Origin of the sequence: Microbacterium sp. SORGH_AS_0969 (genome assembly GCF_030818255.1) — a bacterium.
Classification (GTDB): domain Bacteria; phylum Actinomycetota; class Actinomycetes; order Actinomycetales; family Microbacteriaceae; genus Microbacterium.
This window is the reverse complement of the sequence record NZ_JAUTAG010000001.1, coordinates 3,172,535-3,188,043: the sequence shown is the minus strand read 5'-3', so window position 1 is coordinate 3,188,043 and position 15,509 is coordinate 3,172,535. Positions and strand designations below refer to the sequence as shown.

Sequence of the window (15,509 nt, the reverse complement as noted above, 5' to 3'; positions counted from 1 at the left end):
GACGTCGTCGCCTGCCGCGGGTCGCCGGTGCCGACTCGCCGATCGCACCTCCGTGCGGCCTAATGCTCGTCGGCGACCGCGTCCGAGTCTTCGGCCGCACCGCCATCGAGCGCTGCCGGTCCCTGCTCGACCAGGATGCGGAACTGCGCGGCATCCAGGATGCGCAGCCCGAGCTCCTCGGCCTTCGCGAGCTTGGATCCAGCACCCGGCCCCGCCGCGACGAAGTCGGTCTTCTTCGACACGCTCGAGGCGGCCTTCCCGCCTGCGGCGAGGATCGCTTCTTGCGCGCCTTCACGCGTATAGCCGTCGAGCGAGCCCGTCGCGACCACGGTGAGGCCGGCGAGAACCCCACCCGCCGCGGCGGCGGCCCCGGGCCCGGGGTGCCCCGGCACCGAGAACCGCACCCCGGCAGCCGCCCACCGATCGACGATCTCTCGATGCCAGTCGACCTCGAACCAGTCGATCACGGCGTCGGCGATGATGCCGCCGACCCCCTCGACCGCGGCGAGCTCTTCGCGCGACGCTGCGCGGATGGCATCCAGAGATCCGAACCACTGCGCGAGTGCCCGCGCGGCGACGGGGCCGACATGGCGGATGTTCAGCGAGACGAGCAGACGCCACAGGTCTTTCGTCTTGGCTTTCTCGAGTTCGGCGACCAGCTTGACCGCCTGCTCGGAGGGCAGGACCTCGCGGTAGTCCTTACGGATACCGCGGCGCCGACGCTCGGCCGGATCGAGGTCTTCCGCCCCGGGTGGGTACGAAGCGGGACCAAGCTTCTGAAACGGCGCGCGACGCACGAGTTCTCCGGTGTCCGGGTCGACCTTGCGCTCACCCGTTTCGGAATCGCGGACGACGACCTCGATCGGAACCAGCTCTTCGACGGTCAGGTCGAACAACCCGGCCTCGGTGTCGAGCGGCGGACGCTCGGGCACGTCCGGCTGCGTGAGCGCGGCCGCCGTGACCTCACCGAGAGCCTCGATGTCGAGAGCACCGCGCGAGCCGATGTGCTCGACGCGGCCTCGCACCTGCGCGGGGCACGAGCGCGCATTGGGACACCGCAGGTCGATGTCGCCCTCTTTCGCGGGCCGAAGAGGCGTGCCGCACTCGGGACAATCCGCCGGCATCACGAAGGCTCTCTCGGTCCCGTCGCGCAGCTCGACCACGGGGCCGAGCACCTCGGGGATGACGTCGCCGGCCTTTCGCAAGACCACGGTGTCGCCGATGAGGACACCCTTGACCTTGACCACGTCTTGATTGTGCAGGGTCGCCTGGCGCACCACGCTGCCTGCGACCTTCGCCGGTTCCATCACCGCGAACGGCGTCGCGCGGCCGGTGCGACCGACCGAGACGACGATGTCGAGCAGCTTCGTGTTCACCTGCTCGGGCGGGTACTTGTATGCGATCGCCCACCGCGGGGCACGGCTGGTCGCGCCGAGCTCGTCGTGCAAGGCGAGCTCGTCGACCTTGACCACCACGCCGTCGATCTCGTGCTCGACGTCGTGTCGGTGTTCGCCGTAGTGCGCGACGAACGACAGCACGCCGTCGATGCTCGACTCGACGCGGCTGTAGGGCGACGTGGGGAGTCCCCACGACGCGAGGAGTTCGTAGATCTCGCTCTGCGCTGCAACGGGCGGATCCGGCCACGCGCCGATCCCGTGCACGTACAGCGACAGGGACTCGATCCGCGCAAGACCCGCTTCGAGTTCGAGACCGCTCTTCTTCTCGATCTGTTGACGGAGACCTCCGCTGGCCGCGTTCCGCGGGTTGGCGAAGGCGGGGAACCGGCGCGCCGCGGCCTGCTCCGCCTTCTCTTCGTCGAACGCGCGCGCACCACGTCGACCGGCGGCACGCTCTCGCGCCTCAGCGACGGCGCGCTCCCGGAACTCCCCCTGGAGGCGGTTGAGGTTCTCGAACTTCGCGACGGGGATGAAGACCTCTCCGCGCACCTCCACGAGGGCCGGATGGCCCTCTCCCGAGAGCTCGCGCGGCACACCCGCGAGGCGCAGCGCGTTCTCGGTGACGATCTCGCCCACGCGCCCGTCGCCGCGCGTCGCCGCCGAGGTCAGCACGCCGTTCTCGTACCTCAGGCTGATCGCCAGGCCGTCGATCTTGAGCTCGCTGAGCCAGTGCACCTTTCGCCCCGCGGCGGCTTCGGTCTTGACCGCCCAATCGCGCAGCTCGTCGGGCGAGAACACGTTGTCGAGACTGAGCATGCGCTCGGCGTGCTCGATCGTCGCGAGATCCGTGGCGCCGGCCGCACCGACCGACAGCGTCGGGCTGTCCTGCCCCTGCAGCTCGGGGTGAAGCCGCTCGAGCGCCTCGAGCCGATGCATCCAGCCGTCGTACGTCGCGTCGTCGACCAGCTCAGCATCGCGACCGTAGTACGCCTCCCGGGCGTCGACGATGCGCTGGGTCAGGTCGGCCGCCTCCGTGCGCGCGTCGTCGAGGGTGAGGTCGGGAAGTTGATCGTGCTCGGTCACGGATCCAGCTTAGGGAGAGGCTCCGACATCGAGCGCGGGCCTTGCGGGAGCGTGTCAAGCGGAGGATGAGGGACGACGGGAGGGAGATTCCGACGCGGCAATCCTCCGCTCGTCCCTCGTCCTCCGCCCGTCACGCCACCCGCGCGCAGCGCCCTCCGCCTGTCCCGACGCCGCGCCTTCGCGACAGCGCTCAGACCTCGACCGGCACCGCCGACACGGTCCGGTCGATCGTGAACTGCCCGATCACGCGCGTGCCGTCGTAGAGCACCGCCGTCTGACCCGGCGCCACCCCGTCGAACGGAACCGCGGGCCGCACCGTCAGCATCCCGTCCTCCAGCGACGCGAGAGCGGGAACCGGATCGGCGTGGGCGCGGATCTGCACGTCGCACGAGAACGACGTCGCCGACGGCGCGCGCCCCGCCCACGTGAAACGCTCCCCCGCGATCTCGGCGCAGGCCAGCGCCTCCTTCGGGCCGACCACCACGGTGTTGTTCACCGGACGCACCTCGAGCACGAACCTCGGCTTGCCGTCGGCGGCGGGAACGCCCAGCTGCAGCCCTCGGCGCTGGCCGACGGTGAACGCGTGAGCTCCGTCGTGAGTGCCCACCACGGCTCCCGAACGGTCGAGGATCTCGCCCTTCTCGGCGCCGACCTTGTCAGCGAGCCAGCCGCGGGTGTCACCGTCGGGGATGAAGCAGATGTCGTGGCTGTCGGGCTTCTGCGCCACCGTCAGGCCGCGCTCCTCCGCCTCGGCGCGCACGAGCGCCTTCGACGGGGTCGAGCCCAGCGGGAAGTAGGTGTGAGCGAGCTGTTCGGCCGTCAGCACGCCCAGGACGTACGACTGGTCCTTGGCGTTGTCCGATGCCCGGTGCAGCTCGCGTCCTTCCGGCGTGTCGACGAGGGTGGCGTAGTGCCCGGTGCAGACGGCGTCGAACCCGAGCTCGATCGCGCGCTCGAGGAGCGCGGCGAACTTGATCTTCTCGTTGCATCGCATGCAGGGGTTGGGTGTCCGACCCGCACGGTACTCCGCGACGAAATCGTCGATCACGTCGTCGCGGAACCGCTCGGAGAAGTCCCAGACGTAGAACGGCATCCCGAGCCTGTCTGCCGCGCGTCGCGCGTCCATCGCGTCCTCGATCGTGCAGCATCCGCGGCTCCCCGCACGGAGCGTGCCGCCCGCGCGCGAGAGCGCCAGGTGCACGCCGACGACGTCGTGGCCCGCGTCGACGGCACGCGCCGCCGCCACCGCGGAATCGACGCCACCGCTCATCGCCGCCAGAACTCGCATCGTCCCAGTCTACGAAGCCTGACCTGAACGGGCTCCGGATGCCACAGCCCGGGCGTAGGCGTCCGGAAGCAGGGTGAGGACCGCATCGACGTCCGCCGCGGTGGAGGTGCGTCCAAGGGTGAAACGAAGCACCGAACGCGCCGCGCGCTCCCCCAGCCCCAGCGCCAGGACGACGTGAGACCGCTCGGCGACTCCGGCCTGGCACGCCGACCCGGTGGAAACCGCGACCCCCGCCATGTCGAGGAGGAACAGCAGCGTCTCGCCCGCGGCATCCGGAAACAGGACGTGCGCATTCCCGGGAAGCCGGTTGACGGGGTCGCCCAGCAGCCGAGCCTCGGGAATCGAACGACTGATGCCGTCGATCAGCCGATCGCGCAGGGCGCTCAGTCGCCGCGTCTCGCTCTCACGTTCGGCCTCGGCGGCGGTGGCCGCCGCCGCGAAGGCGGCCGCCCCGGCGACGTCCTGGGTACCGGCGCGGAGCCCCCGCTGTTGTCCCCCGCCGTGCACCAGAGGCGTCAGGGTCGCGTGGCGCGACACCACGGCCGCTCCGACGCCGACGGGACCACCGACCTTGTGCGCCGACACCGACAGCGCGGCCAGGCCGCCGCTCGCCGTGCCCGCCCCCCGCCAGCCGGCGAAATCGATCGGGACCTGTCCGAGGGCCGAGACCGCGTCGAGATGGAGGGGCACTCCGGCCGCGGATGCCACGGACGCCAGGTTTGCGGCATCCTGCACCGTCCCGACCTCGTTGTTCGCCACGAGGGCCGTCGCGAGCGCCGCGCCGGGGAGGGCGGCGGCGAAGGCGTCGGTGCCGATGCGTCCCGCATGGTCCAGAGCTACCGCCCGGACGTCGGCGCCCTCAGCGGACGCGAGCCAGCCGATGACGTCGAGCGTGGCGTGGTGCTCTCCGTCGGGGAGGACCACGGTGTCGGCTCCGTGAGGACGCGCCCACCACAGTCCCTTCAGGGCGAGGTTCGCCGCCTCGGTACCTCCGGAGGTGAAGACGATCTCGATCGGTTGGCACCGCAGGACGCGCGCGAGCTCGTCGCGGGCGTCCTCGAGCAGGCGCCGCGCAGCTTGGCCGGCACCGTGGATCGAGGACGGGTTGCCCAGCACCTCGTGGGCGGCCAGCCAGGCATCACGGGCTTCTGCGCGCAGTGGAGTGGTCGCTGCGTGATCGAGGTAGACCTGCATCCCGCTTTCCCTCCCGACGACGCGCGCCGCCTTCACTACCCTAGATCTCATGGTCCGACCCGAGCCTGTCCTTTCCCCGCACGCCGGCCTGCTCGACGACGCTTTCGACAACCTCGGCGTGACGCTCGGTCCCGACGGAGGCACCCTGCGCGTGTGGTCGGCTCACGCCGATGCGATGCAGCTCCTCGTGTTCGACGACGTCGATCTCGACTGGGCGACCGAGACGCTCACGATGGCGCCGACGGGTGGCGGGGGGTTCGAGGTCACGACTCCCCTGCTGCGCCCGGGTGCGCGCTACGCGATCCGCGTCGGGGGGCCGCACGGCCCGGGCAACACCTTCAACCCGCAGACGCTCCTCATCGAGCCCTACTCGCGCGGACTCGTCTCCGGATCCTTCGGCGACTGGCGCTCCGTCGTCGTCGACGGCGCCTTCGACTGGGGCGCGTCCACCAAGCCGCAGGTGCCGATGGACCGCACCGTCATCTACGAGGGCCATGTCAAAGGCCTGACGAAGCGGCATCCGTTCATCCCGCCCGCCCTGCACGGCACGTACGCCGGCCTCGCGCACCCCGCGATGATCGAGCACTTCCAGTCGCTCGGTATCACGAGCGTCGAACTGCTTCCCGTGCACGCTTTCGCGACCGAGCCGCGCCTGCTCCAGCTCGGCCTCACCAATTACTGGGGCTACAACTCGCTGAACTTCTTCACCCCGCACGCCGCGTACGCCACGGCCGCAAGCCGCGCCGAGGGGCCCGAGGCCGTCCTGCGCGAGTTCAAGGGAATGGTCAAGCTCCTGCACGAGGCCGGCCTCGAGGTGATCCTCGACGTGGTCTACAACCACACGGCGGAAGAGAGTATCGGCGGTCCACGGACGAGCCTGCGCGGCATCGACAACCGCTCCTATTACCGACAGACCGACGACGGCGTCTACATCGACGAGACCGGATGCGGCAATGCGGTGAACACGTCGACGGATGCCGCTGCGCGCCTCGTCCTGGACTCGTTGCGGTACTGGACGAACGAGGTGCAGATCGACGGCTTCCGCTTCGACCTCGCGGTGACGCTCGGGCGCGACGCGAACCATTCCTTCACGCCCGACCATCCGCTGCTGCAGGCTATCCGCGACGACGAGCACCTGGCCGGGACCAAGCTCATCGCCGAGCCGTGGGACGTGGGCATGGGCGGGTGGCAGACGGGCGCCTTCGGTGAGGGCTGGCACGAGTGGAACGACCGCTACCGCGATCGAGTGCGCAACTTCTGGCTGAGCGACATCGACTACGCCCGCCGGGCCGACACCGCCCCGGTCGGCATCGGGGGTTTCGCGACGCGACTCGCCGGTTCGTCCAACACGTTCAGCGAAGAGCGCGGACCTCTCGCGAGCATCAACTTCGTGACCGCCCACGACGGATTCACGCTCCGCGACTTGGTCTCGTACGACGTCAAGCACAATCTCGGCAACGGCGAGCAGAACCGCGACGGCGCCGACACGAACCGCTCGTTCAACCACGGTGCCGAGGGTCGCACCGACGACGAACAGGTGCTCGCCACGCGCCGCAAAGCGATGCGCAACCTCATGGGCACCCTCCTGCTGTCTGCGGGCGTCCCGATGATCACCGCGGGCGACGAGATGGGTCGCACCCAACGCGGCAACAACAACGCCTACTGTCACGACTCGACCCTCACGTGGCTGTCGTGGGACCTCGCGCCCTGGCAACGCGACCTGTTCGCGCACACGCAGCGCCTCCTGCAGCTGCGGCGCGAGAACCCGGCGCTGCGCCCGAAGCGTTTCGCCCGGGCGGGAGAGAGCATCCCTTCGGCCTCGGTGATGGAGTGGTTCGACGAGCGGGGCGAGACCATGTCGGGCGAGCGGTGGACGGACCCGTCGCACCGGACTCTGCAGTACCTGGCGACCTCGACGCCCGAGGAAGAGCAACTCAATCGCATCCTGCTCATCGTGCACGGCAACGAGCGCGCGATCGACGTGACGCTGCCGACGCTGGAGCCGGGCGTCTCGTTCGTCTCGCTCTGGTCGAGCGAGGAAGAGGCCCCGACCGAGCACGGCGAACGCTTCGCCCCGGGAGATGTGCTCGCCGTTGCGGGAACCTCGATGAGACTGTTCCGCGTCGAGTAACCGTGCCGCCGTGTCAAGGCCGGCAGAATGGATGCCGTGAGGTCGGCGGGCCGCGATAGGTTCGGATCGTGGCCACCACGACGACTCCTACGCCCGTACGTCCCTGGCGCAGCGGCGCCTCGATTCCCGAGCGCCCGGTCAAACCGACGCCGACCGCGAAGGGCGTGGTGACGCCGCGTATCCCGCTCGCGCTCCCCCACCCCAGCGTGCCGGGCGGACGATTCCGCCCGTCGGCGTACGTCGGCGAAGCCGTCCCCTTCACGGTGACCGCATTCCGCGAAGGGCATGACCGCATCGGCGTGCACGTGAGGTTGTTCTCGCCCTCCGGCGACGAGTCGCTGCACCGGCTCAGCCCCCTGAACGACGGGTTCGACCGGTGGTCCACGCTCGTCGCTCCGCTCGAGCAGGGCATTTGGCGATTCCGTTTCGAAGCTTTCGCCGACGAGTTCGCGACGTGGGAGCACGCGGCCGACGTCAAGATCGCCGCGGGGGTCGACTCCGCTCTCATGCGCGAGATCGGTGCCCGGCTGTTCGACCGCGCGCGCGGAGAGAAGAAGCGCCCCGGCAGCGACAAGGACGTGCTGTACGAGGCAGCGCGCGCGCTGCGCGACCCGGACACGCACGATGACGTCGCCCTCGAGATCGTCCGCAGCCCAGAGATCGCCGCCATCTTCGCGGCCAGGCCCGTGATGGGCTTGGTCTCGGTGGGGCGTGAGACGGAGCTGCTCGTCGAGCGTGAGCGCGCCGGCGTCGGCGCGTGGTACGAGTTCTTCCCCCGATCCGAGGGCGCGACGCGCGCCGAAGACGGAACCGTCGTGAGCGGAACCTTCCGCACCGCGACGGACCGTCTACCGGGGGTCGCCGGCATGGGCTTCGACGTGCTGTACCTGCCGCCGATCCACCCCATCGGCGAGAGCAATCGCAAGGGCCCGAACAACACCCTCGTCACGTCGCCCGGCGACCCCGGCTCGCCGTGGGCCATCGGCGGTCCGGCGGGCGGACACGACGCCGTGCACCCCGACCTCGGGACTCTCGACGACTTCCGCGACTTCGTCTCGGCCGCACGCGCCCAGGGCATCGAGGTCGCCCTCGACCTGGCCCTCCAGGCCTCGCCCGACCACCCGTGGGTGACGGAGCATCCCGAGTGGTTCACGACGCTGCCCGACGGCTCGATCGCCTATGCGGAGAATCCGCCGAAGAAGTACCAGGACATCTACCCGGTCAACTTCGACAACGACCCCGACGGCATCCGCGCCGAGGTCTTGCGGATCGTGCGGCACTGGATCGCCCAGGGCGTCCGCATCTTCCGCGTCGACAACCCGCACACCAAGCCCCTGCAGTTCTGGGAGTGGCTGATCGCGACCGTCAGCGCCGAAGAGCCCGACGTCGTCTTCCTCGCCGAGGCGTTCACGCGCCCCGCCCCGCTGCAGGGACTCGCCATGGCCGGGTTCCAGCAGAGCTACACCTACTTCACGTGGCGGAACAAGAAGGAGGAGCTCGAGGAGTTCTTCTCGGGCCTCGCGCACGAGACCTCCGACTTCCTGCGCCCCAATCTCTTCGTCAACACCCCCGACATCCTCACCGAGTACCTGCAGTTCGGCGGCCGTCCGGCCTACAAGATCCGCGCGGCGCTGGCGGCGACGGCCGCGCCGACCTATGGCGTCTACGCCGGTTACGAGCTCTATGAGAACGTGGCTCGTCCGGGGTCGGAAGAGAACATCGACAACGAGAAGTACGAGTACAAGTTCCGCGATTGGGCGGGTGCCGAGGCGGCGGGCGATTCCCTCGCTCCCTACCTGCGCATGCTGAACCAGGCGCGCCGCGACCACCCCGCTCTGCGCCAGCTTCGCAATCTCGACGTGCACTGGAGCGACGACGACGCGATCCTGGTCTATTCGAAGCACCTCGACGCGGCGCTCTCCCCCACCGGTGAGAGCGACACGATCATCGTGGTCGCCAATGTCGACCCGCACTCGGCGCGGCAGAGCACGGTGCACCTCGACACCACGGTGTGGGGCGTCGAGCCCGGCACCCCTTACGAGGTCGAAGACCTCGTGACCGGTCAGGTGTGGACCTGGGCCGATCACAACTTCGTGCGCTTGGACGCGTTCGACGAACCCGTGCACATCCTGCACGTGAAGGAGGTCCGATGAGCACGCTTCCCGCCGAGCTCCTGGATGCCGTCGCCTACGGCACGCATCACGATCCGCACAGCGTCCTCGGTGCGCACGAGACCGCGGAGGGGTGGGTGATCCGCGTTCGTCGCCCCCTCGCCAAGGACGTGGTCGCCGAACTCGACGACGGCACGACGGCCGTTCTGTCGCACGTGCGCGGCGGCATCTGGGAGGGATCCGTCCCAGGTCACCCCGGTGCCTACCGCGTCCGCTCGACCTATGACGACGGCGTCGGTCACGTCGCCGACGATCCGTACCGCTTCCCACCATCGGTCGGCGAGCTCGACCTGCACCTCATCGCCGAGGGCCGACACGAGGAACTGTGGCGCGTCCTCGGAGCGCACGTGCGCGAGATCGACGGAATCTCCGGCACCGCCTTCACCGTCTGGGCTCCCAATGCACGGGCGCAGCGCGTGATCGGCGACTTCAACGGCTGGGACGGACAGGGCAGCGCGATGCGCTCCATGGGGTCCAGCGGGATCTGGGAGCTCTTCGTGCCGGGCGTGGGCGTCGGCGCACGCTACAAGTTCGAGATCCTCGCTCGCAGTGGCGCGTGGGTGCAGAAAGCCGACCCGATGGCGCGCCTCGCCGAAGTTCCGCCGGCGACTGCTTCGGTCGTCACGGATTCGGCCTACACCTGGTCGGACGACAGCTGGATCGCGGAGCGCTCGAACAGCGCTCCCATCGACCGTCCGATGTCGGTCTACGAGCTCCACCTCGGCTCATGGAAGCAGGGGCTGTCGTATCGCGACGCCGCGGACGAGATCATCGCCTACGTGGGTGCTCAGGGCTTCACACACGTCGAGTTCCTGCCGCTCGCCGAACACCCGTTCGGCGGCTCCTGGGGCTACCAGGTCTCGGGCTACTACGCCCCGACGAGCCGCTTCGGCGACCCCGACGACCTGCGCTACCTGATCGACCGCCTGCACCAGGCGGGCATCGGCGTGATCATGGACTGGGTCCCCGGTCACTTCCCCAAGGATGAGTTCGCGCTCGCGCGCTTCGACGGGGAGGCGCTCTACGAGCACCCCGACCCCCGCCGCGGTGAGCACAAGGACTGGGGAACGCTCATCTTCGACTACGGCCGCAACGAGGTGCGCAACTTCCTCGTCGCGAACGCGCTCTACTGGTTCGAAGAGTTCCACGTCGATGGTTTGAGAGTGGATGCCGTCGCCTCCATGCTCTATCTCGACTACTCCCGCAACGACGGCGAGTGGGCCCCCAACCAGTTCGGCGGGCGCGAGAACCTCGAGGCGATCCGCTTCCTGCAGGAGGTCAACGCGACCTCGTACAAGCGCTACCCCGGTATCGCGATGATCGCCGAGGAGTCCACGAGCTTCCCGGGTGTCACCGCGCCCACGTCCCACGCCGGCCTCGGTTTCGGCTTCAAGTGGAACATGGGGTGGATGAACGACTCCCTGCAGTACATCGCGCGTGACCCGATGTACCGCTCGCACCACGAGGGAGAGCTGTCGTTCTCGTTCGTGTACGCGTTCAGTGAGAACTTCATCCTTCCGATCAGCCACGACGAGGTTGTGCACGGCAAGGGCAGCCTCTTCGGACGGATGCCGGGAGACCACTGGCAGAAGCTCGCGAACATGCGCGCGTTCCTGGCGTACATGTGGGGCCACCCCGGCAAGCAGCTGCTGTTCATGGGCCAGGAGTTCGGCCAGATGTCCGAGTGGTCCGAGGGCCGCGGCTTGGACTGGTGGATGCTCGACCAGCCGTCTCACGCGCAGTTGCACGACTTCGTGGCCGAGCTCAACCGCGTCTACAAGGAGCACGCTCCGCTGTGGTCTCGCGATCACGACGGAGCGGCGTTCTCGCGCCTGGGCGCACCTGCCTGGAACCCGAACGTGCTGGCTTTCGCCCGTCGCGATCACCACGGCAACACGATCGCCGTGCTGTGCAACTTCTCGGGCGTGCCCCTCGGCGACTTCCCGATCGACCTCCCCGAGGCGGGGACGTGGACCGAGGTCCTCAACAGCGACGCCGAAGCCTTCGGCGGCTCGGGTCAGGGCAACTTCGGCGCCGTGACGACGGACGCGCGCGGAAGCGCCGTTCTCACTCTGCCGCCCCTCGGGGTCCTCTGGCTCCAGCACTCGGCCGGCGCCTGACCGGGCACGACAACGACGAAGGCCCCGTCCGCGGACGGGGCCTTCGTCGTGAGCGTCAGAAGAGCAGGGATGCCAAGCGCCCGCGCGCGCGGAGGACGCGCGCGTCATCGTCGCCGACGATGCCGAACAGCTCCAGGAGACGCGCACGCACCGGAGCGCGCTCCTCCGCCGGAAGGGTTGCGAACAGGTCGAGCAGGCGTCCGAACGCGTCGTCGACGTGGCCGCCGGCGAGATCGAGATCGGCGACGAGGAACTGCGCCTCGACGTCGGTGGGAGCGGCAGCAGCAGCCGCGCGTGCCTGCTGCAGGTCTGCGCCCTGGACCCGGTTCAGAAGACGAACCTGCCCGAGACCGGCGGCAGCCTCGGCGTCGCGCGGGTTCTCCGCGAGAGCGCGCTCGTACGCCGAGATGGCGCGCGGATAGTCGCCTTCTTCGATCGCTGCGAAGGCCTCGGCGTGCAGCGGCGGCAGCGGAGCCTCGGCGGGCTCGTCGGCATCCGCGGCTCCGTCCGCCGTCGGCACCGTTCCGGTCACGCCGTGCTGCGCCGCCAGCTGCAGGAGCTGCGCGAAGACGTCGCGCACCTGCTGCTCGGGAACCGCACCGTTGAAGAGGGGAACCGGCTGGCCCGCGACGAGGGCGACCACCATCGGGATCGATTGCGCGCGGAAGCCCTGTGCGAGCTGAGGATTGGCATCGACGTCGACTTTCGCGAGCACGACCCGTCCGCCGAGTTCGGTCACGACCTTCTCGAGCACGGGGCTGAGCTGCTTGCAGGGCCCGCACCACTCCGCCCACAGGTCGACGACAACGGGAACCGTGCGCGACAGCTCGAGCACGTCGCCGAAGGTCGCATCGGTGACGTCGAAGATCAGCTTCGCCGTCGTGGCATCCGCGGCCTGCGCGGGAGCGCCACCCGACGCGGGCGGCGTGGGACGGTTGCGCAGCGACGACAGATCGACCGCACCGCGCATGACGGAACCGGGGGCGGGAGTGCTCACGGGGACACCTTCGCTTCGAGGAGGCTGGATCGGTAGCCGAGGAGACGGATCGGATCGTCCGACCCCTGGCTGGGGACGTAGAAGAAGATCTGGTCGGAGTAGGTCGTGGTGAAGCCCGTCGCCGACTGGTCGACGCCGGTGAGAGCCTTGACCGCGGGGTTGTTGTCGAGCTTGATGACGGCGTCCGCGTTGGTCGGCTTCGCCGTGTCGCTCTCGTAGACGTTCACAGCGACGATCGCGCCGGTGTCGAGAGTGGCGAGCGCGATCGGATCCGTGGGACCGGCCGACGCCGTGAAGCTGATCTCCGCCGTGCCCGCTCCGGTCTGGTTGAGCTCGTCGGTGCGCTTCTTCTTGTTGTCCTCGATCGCCGGCAGGAGCAGGTCGTTGGCCGTGTCGAACTTCGACCACGACGCGCTGTTCTGGCCGTTGTTGATGAGGTCCGCGTAAGCGGTGGCGAGCTCGTTCGGCGGCATCACCAGGAACGAGGAGTCCGGCGGCACCTGGGTCGCGCCGACGTACGGTGCGGCGAGTTCGGGCAGGTTGGTGGATGCCTCGAGGTTGCCGACGTAGGACGCCCGGTACTCCGACCAGGGGTTGTCCTGCGTCATCATCATGATGGTCGTCGTGGGGGCGCTCGCGTCCGCGGACTCGACGACGGTCATCACGGTACGCGGCCACGCGTTCGTGGTCTGGGGAAGCGTGATCTGCACCGGCTCGGCGGGGATGGCGGGCAGCGCCGGACGATCGGGGATGGCCGCACGAAGTGTGTAGTTGGTCTTGCGCTCGGCGAGCGCCGGACCCGTCAGGCGCGTCTCCGCGGCGGTGGCGTCCATCGCCGCATCGGCCTGAGCGACCGTCTGCGAGATCCGCGAGACGATGCGCTGCGCCTGCGCCTCGGTCACCGCCGGGGGGAACTGCCCCTCGGGCACGATGACCGTTGCGGACGGGCTCGGCGAATCCGACGCGGCGATCTGCGGCCAAGCGTCGGCGGAGCAGCCCGCGAAGAGGGCGGCGGACACCCCGAGGGCGGGAAGAGCGACGAGCGCGCGACGACCCGACCCGAGCACACCGCGCGTCCGGCCGTTCCCCCGACGGCGGGTCGACTCGCTGATCACCCCTTTGTCGTCGGCGTCGGCGATCGAAATGGGTTCCGTCACCGGCAGCGGAAGCCCCTTGCGACGGGGCCGCCGCGAGCGACGGACATGACGGATGCCGAGGACGTAGAGCACGAGCCCGATCAGCAGCACGACTCCCCCACCCACGATGAGCGGGCCCGCCCACGGAGTGGAGTTGTCGACCGGCCACGTCACCGTGATCGTGGAGGGGGCGGGGGCCTGCCCGTCCGAGGCGACGAGGACACTCATATCGGCGGGAAGCTGCAGAGTCTGGGTGAGGGTGCCGGTCTGCTCGAACTCGTCGAGCCAGAGGTCGGAACCGACCGGTGAACGCGCACCGGCCGTCTGCGTTCCGGTCGTGGTGTCGGCCGTTCCCGTGGCATCCGTGCCCCCGGTCGCATCCGTCGCGGTCGTCGAATCCGCGGGCGTGGACTCCACGGTCGGTTCGACGACGGAGGTCTCGACGGTGTTCTGGTCGCCCATCGTGACCGACGTGTACTCGGCGTCCGAGAGCCACGCTCGCATGTCCTCGGTGCGGCCGTAGGACACGAAGACATTCGAGTCCCCGTCGACGCGCAGCGTCTGAGCCCCCGGAAGGCTGCCGAGGACCGCGCCGTCGATCATCGTGTAGGCGGTCGACTGATCCGTCTGGATCGTCTGCGATGTCTCCGCCGGCCCTTGGAACACGGTGCGCTGGGCAATGCCCGCACCGATCATGACGGCGGCGATGATGAACGCCACCACGGCCCAGACGAATCTCACGCTATGCACCATCCTCAATCGGCGACTCGGGTGGTCGCCGAAGAATCGACGTTTCAGACTATCGGAGGACTCCTGAAAGTTCGCGGCGAGGACCGTGCGGGCCGCACCGCCGGCGCGCTCAGTATTCTTGCGGAATGGACGCGGCCACGGCCGCAGGAGACGGGAGTCCCCGGCATGAAGATCCACAACCCCTTCCGGGTGGCGCTGCTCGCGACCCTCGGTGTCGGCGTCGGGCTGCTGCTCATCGGCAGTGTCGAGAATCTGTCGACGATCCTCCTCTACGTGGGGACCGCGCTGTTCCTCTCGCTCGGTCTCGACCCGGTGGTCTCCTTCCTCGAACGACGGGGGCTCCCGCGCTGGGCTGCCGTTCTCGCGACGATCCTCGGTGTTCTCGGCATCTTCGCGGGCATCATCCTGATGGTCGTCCCGATCATCGTGAGCCAGATCGCGCAGCTCGTCGCGCAGATCGAGGAGCTCCTCCGACCCGGTCGGTGGAATGAGATCGTCTCCGGCGCGCAGGAGTGGGCCTCGTCGACGCTTCCATGGCTCCCGCTCGATCAGGTGTGGGCCGGCATCCAGCACTGGTTCTCGACGCTCGACGTCGGCTCGATCTCGACCATGGTCGGCAACAGCCTCTTGACGATCGGCGGGGCGGTCGCGGCGGGCCTCGGTGGCGCCTTCATCGTGCTGATCCTGACGATCTACTTCACGGCATCCACGCCGTCGCTCAAGTCGGCGGTCTACCAGCTGGTTCCCGCCTCGAAGCGCGCCCGCTTCATCGAACTGGCCGAGAAGATCACGGATTCGGTGGGGTACTACGTGATGGGCCAGGTCAGTCTGGGCGTGATCAACGGCATCCTGAGCGCGATCTTCCTGAGCATCATCAACGCGCCCTTCCCGGCGGTCCTCGCGGTCGTGGCCTTCTTCTTCTCGCTCATCCCGCTCGTGGGAACCCTGACCGGATCGACGATCATCGTCCTCACGTGTCTGATCCCCGGTCTCGGCTCGCCGACGATGGCCCTCATCGCCCTCATCTACTACCTCGTGTACATGCAGATCGAGGCCTACGTCATCTCACCGCGCATCATGAACCGCGCGGTGTCGGTCCCGGGAGCGGTCGTCGTCATCGCGGCGCTCGCGGGCGGGGCGCTGCTGAACCTGCTCGGCGCGCTGATCGCCATCCCTGTGGCGGCCAGCATCCTGATCATCTATCGCGAGGTCATCATCCCGCGCCAGAACGAGCGCTGACGA

9 protein-coding genes are annotated in these 15,509 nt (G+C 69.1%); 4 read left to right on the top strand and 5 right to left on the bottom strand.

The window, feature by feature from the left end; genetic code table 11:
* Positions 1-59: 59 nt before the first annotated feature.
* From ligA to QE388_RS14900, 3 genes are all read right to left on the bottom strand, one after another.
* Complete coding sequence (ligA, locus tag QE388_RS14910) at positions 60-2,480, bottom strand: NAD-dependent DNA ligase LigA (RefSeq protein ID WP_307386102.1); 2,421 nt, start codon at positions 2,478-2,480, stop codon at positions 60-62.
* A 190-nt stretch (positions 2,481-2,670) separates the two neighbouring features.
* Entirely contained in the window at positions 2,671-3,768 is a 1,098-nt protein-coding gene (mnmA, locus tag QE388_RS14905; protein WP_307386101.1) for a tRNA 2-thiouridine(34) synthase MnmA, read from the bottom strand.
* A gap of 9 nt (positions 3,769-3,777) precedes the next feature.
* Entirely contained in the window at positions 3,778-4,962 is a 1,185-nt protein-coding gene (locus QE388_RS14900) for a cysteine desulfurase family protein (RefSeq protein WP_307386099.1), read from the bottom strand.
* Between the two features lie 49 nt (positions 4,963-5,011).
* Here QE388_RS14900 and glgX point away from each other — a divergent pair, with 49 nt between their 5' ends.
* The 3 genes from glgX to glgB all read left to right on the top strand — a co-directional run bounded on the left by glgX (position 5,012) and on the right by glgB (position 11,384).
* Positions 5,012-7,093 (top strand): glycogen debranching protein GlgX, encoded by a 2,082-nt coding sequence (gene glgX / locus QE388_RS14895; protein WP_307386097.1) that lies wholly within the window; start codon positions 5,012-5,014, stop codon positions 7,091-7,093.
* A 68-nt stretch (positions 7,094-7,161) separates the two neighbouring features.
* Positions 7,162-9,246, top strand: coding sequence for a maltotransferase domain-containing protein (locus QE388_RS14890; protein WP_307386095.1), 2,085 nt, complete (start codon positions 7,162-7,164; stop codon positions 9,244-9,246).
* Complete coding sequence (glgB, locus tag QE388_RS14885; RefSeq protein WP_307386093.1) at positions 9,243-11,384, top strand: 1,4-alpha-glucan branching protein GlgB; 2,142 nt, start codon at positions 9,243-9,245, stop codon at positions 11,382-11,384. Before QE388_RS14890 ends, glgB begins: the two co-directional genes overlap by 4 nt.
* Positions 11,385-11,439: 55 nt before the next feature.
* On the opposite strand, the gene QE388_RS14880 is transcribed toward glgB, so the two are convergent.
* Together QE388_RS14880 and QE388_RS14875 are read right to left on the bottom strand one after the other, a co-directional pair.
* Positions 11,440-12,381, bottom strand: a complete 942-nt coding sequence (locus QE388_RS14880; protein WP_275801826.1) for a tetratricopeptide repeat protein — start codon at positions 12,379-12,381, stop codon at positions 11,440-11,442.
* Positions 12,378-14,258, bottom strand: coding sequence for a glycosyl transferase (locus QE388_RS14875; protein ID WP_307386091.1), 1,881 nt, complete (start codon positions 14,256-14,258; stop codon positions 12,378-12,380). The genes QE388_RS14880 and QE388_RS14875 overlap by 4 nt, the downstream gene beginning before the upstream one ends.
* Positions 14,259-14,432: 174 nt before the next feature.
* Here QE388_RS14875 and QE388_RS14870 point away from each other — a divergent pair, with 174 nt between their 5' ends.
* Positions 14,433-15,506 carry an AI-2E family transporter gene (locus QE388_RS14870; RefSeq protein ID WP_307386089.1) on the top strand — a complete coding sequence of 358 codons (1,074 nt, stop codon included), beginning with the start codon at positions 14,433-14,435 and terminating at the stop codon, positions 15,504-15,506.
* Positions 15,507-15,509: the final 3 nt, after the last annotated feature.

What these genes read in the sequence shown, in the direction of transcription:
- mnmA (WP_307386101.1), bottom strand. Translation starts at nt 3,768, where the DNA reads ATGCGAGTTCTGGCGGCGATGAGCGGTGGCGTCGATTCCGCGGTGGCG.
- QE388_RS14900 (WP_307386099.1), bottom strand. Translation starts at nt 4,962, where the DNA reads ATGCAGGTCTACCTCGATCACGCAGCGACCACTCCACTGCGCGCAGAA.
- glgX (WP_307386097.1), top strand. Translation starts at nt 5,012, where the DNA reads ATGGTCCGACCCGAGCCTGTCCTTTCCCCGCACGCCGGCCTGCTCGAC.
- glgB (WP_307386093.1), top strand. Translation starts at nt 9,243, where the DNA reads ATGAGCACGCTTCCCGCCGAGCTCCTGGATGCCGTCGCCTACGGCACG.
- QE388_RS14870 (WP_307386089.1), top strand. Translation starts at nt 14,433, where the DNA reads ATGAAGATCCACAACCCCTTCCGGGTGGCGCTGCTCGCGACCCTCGGT.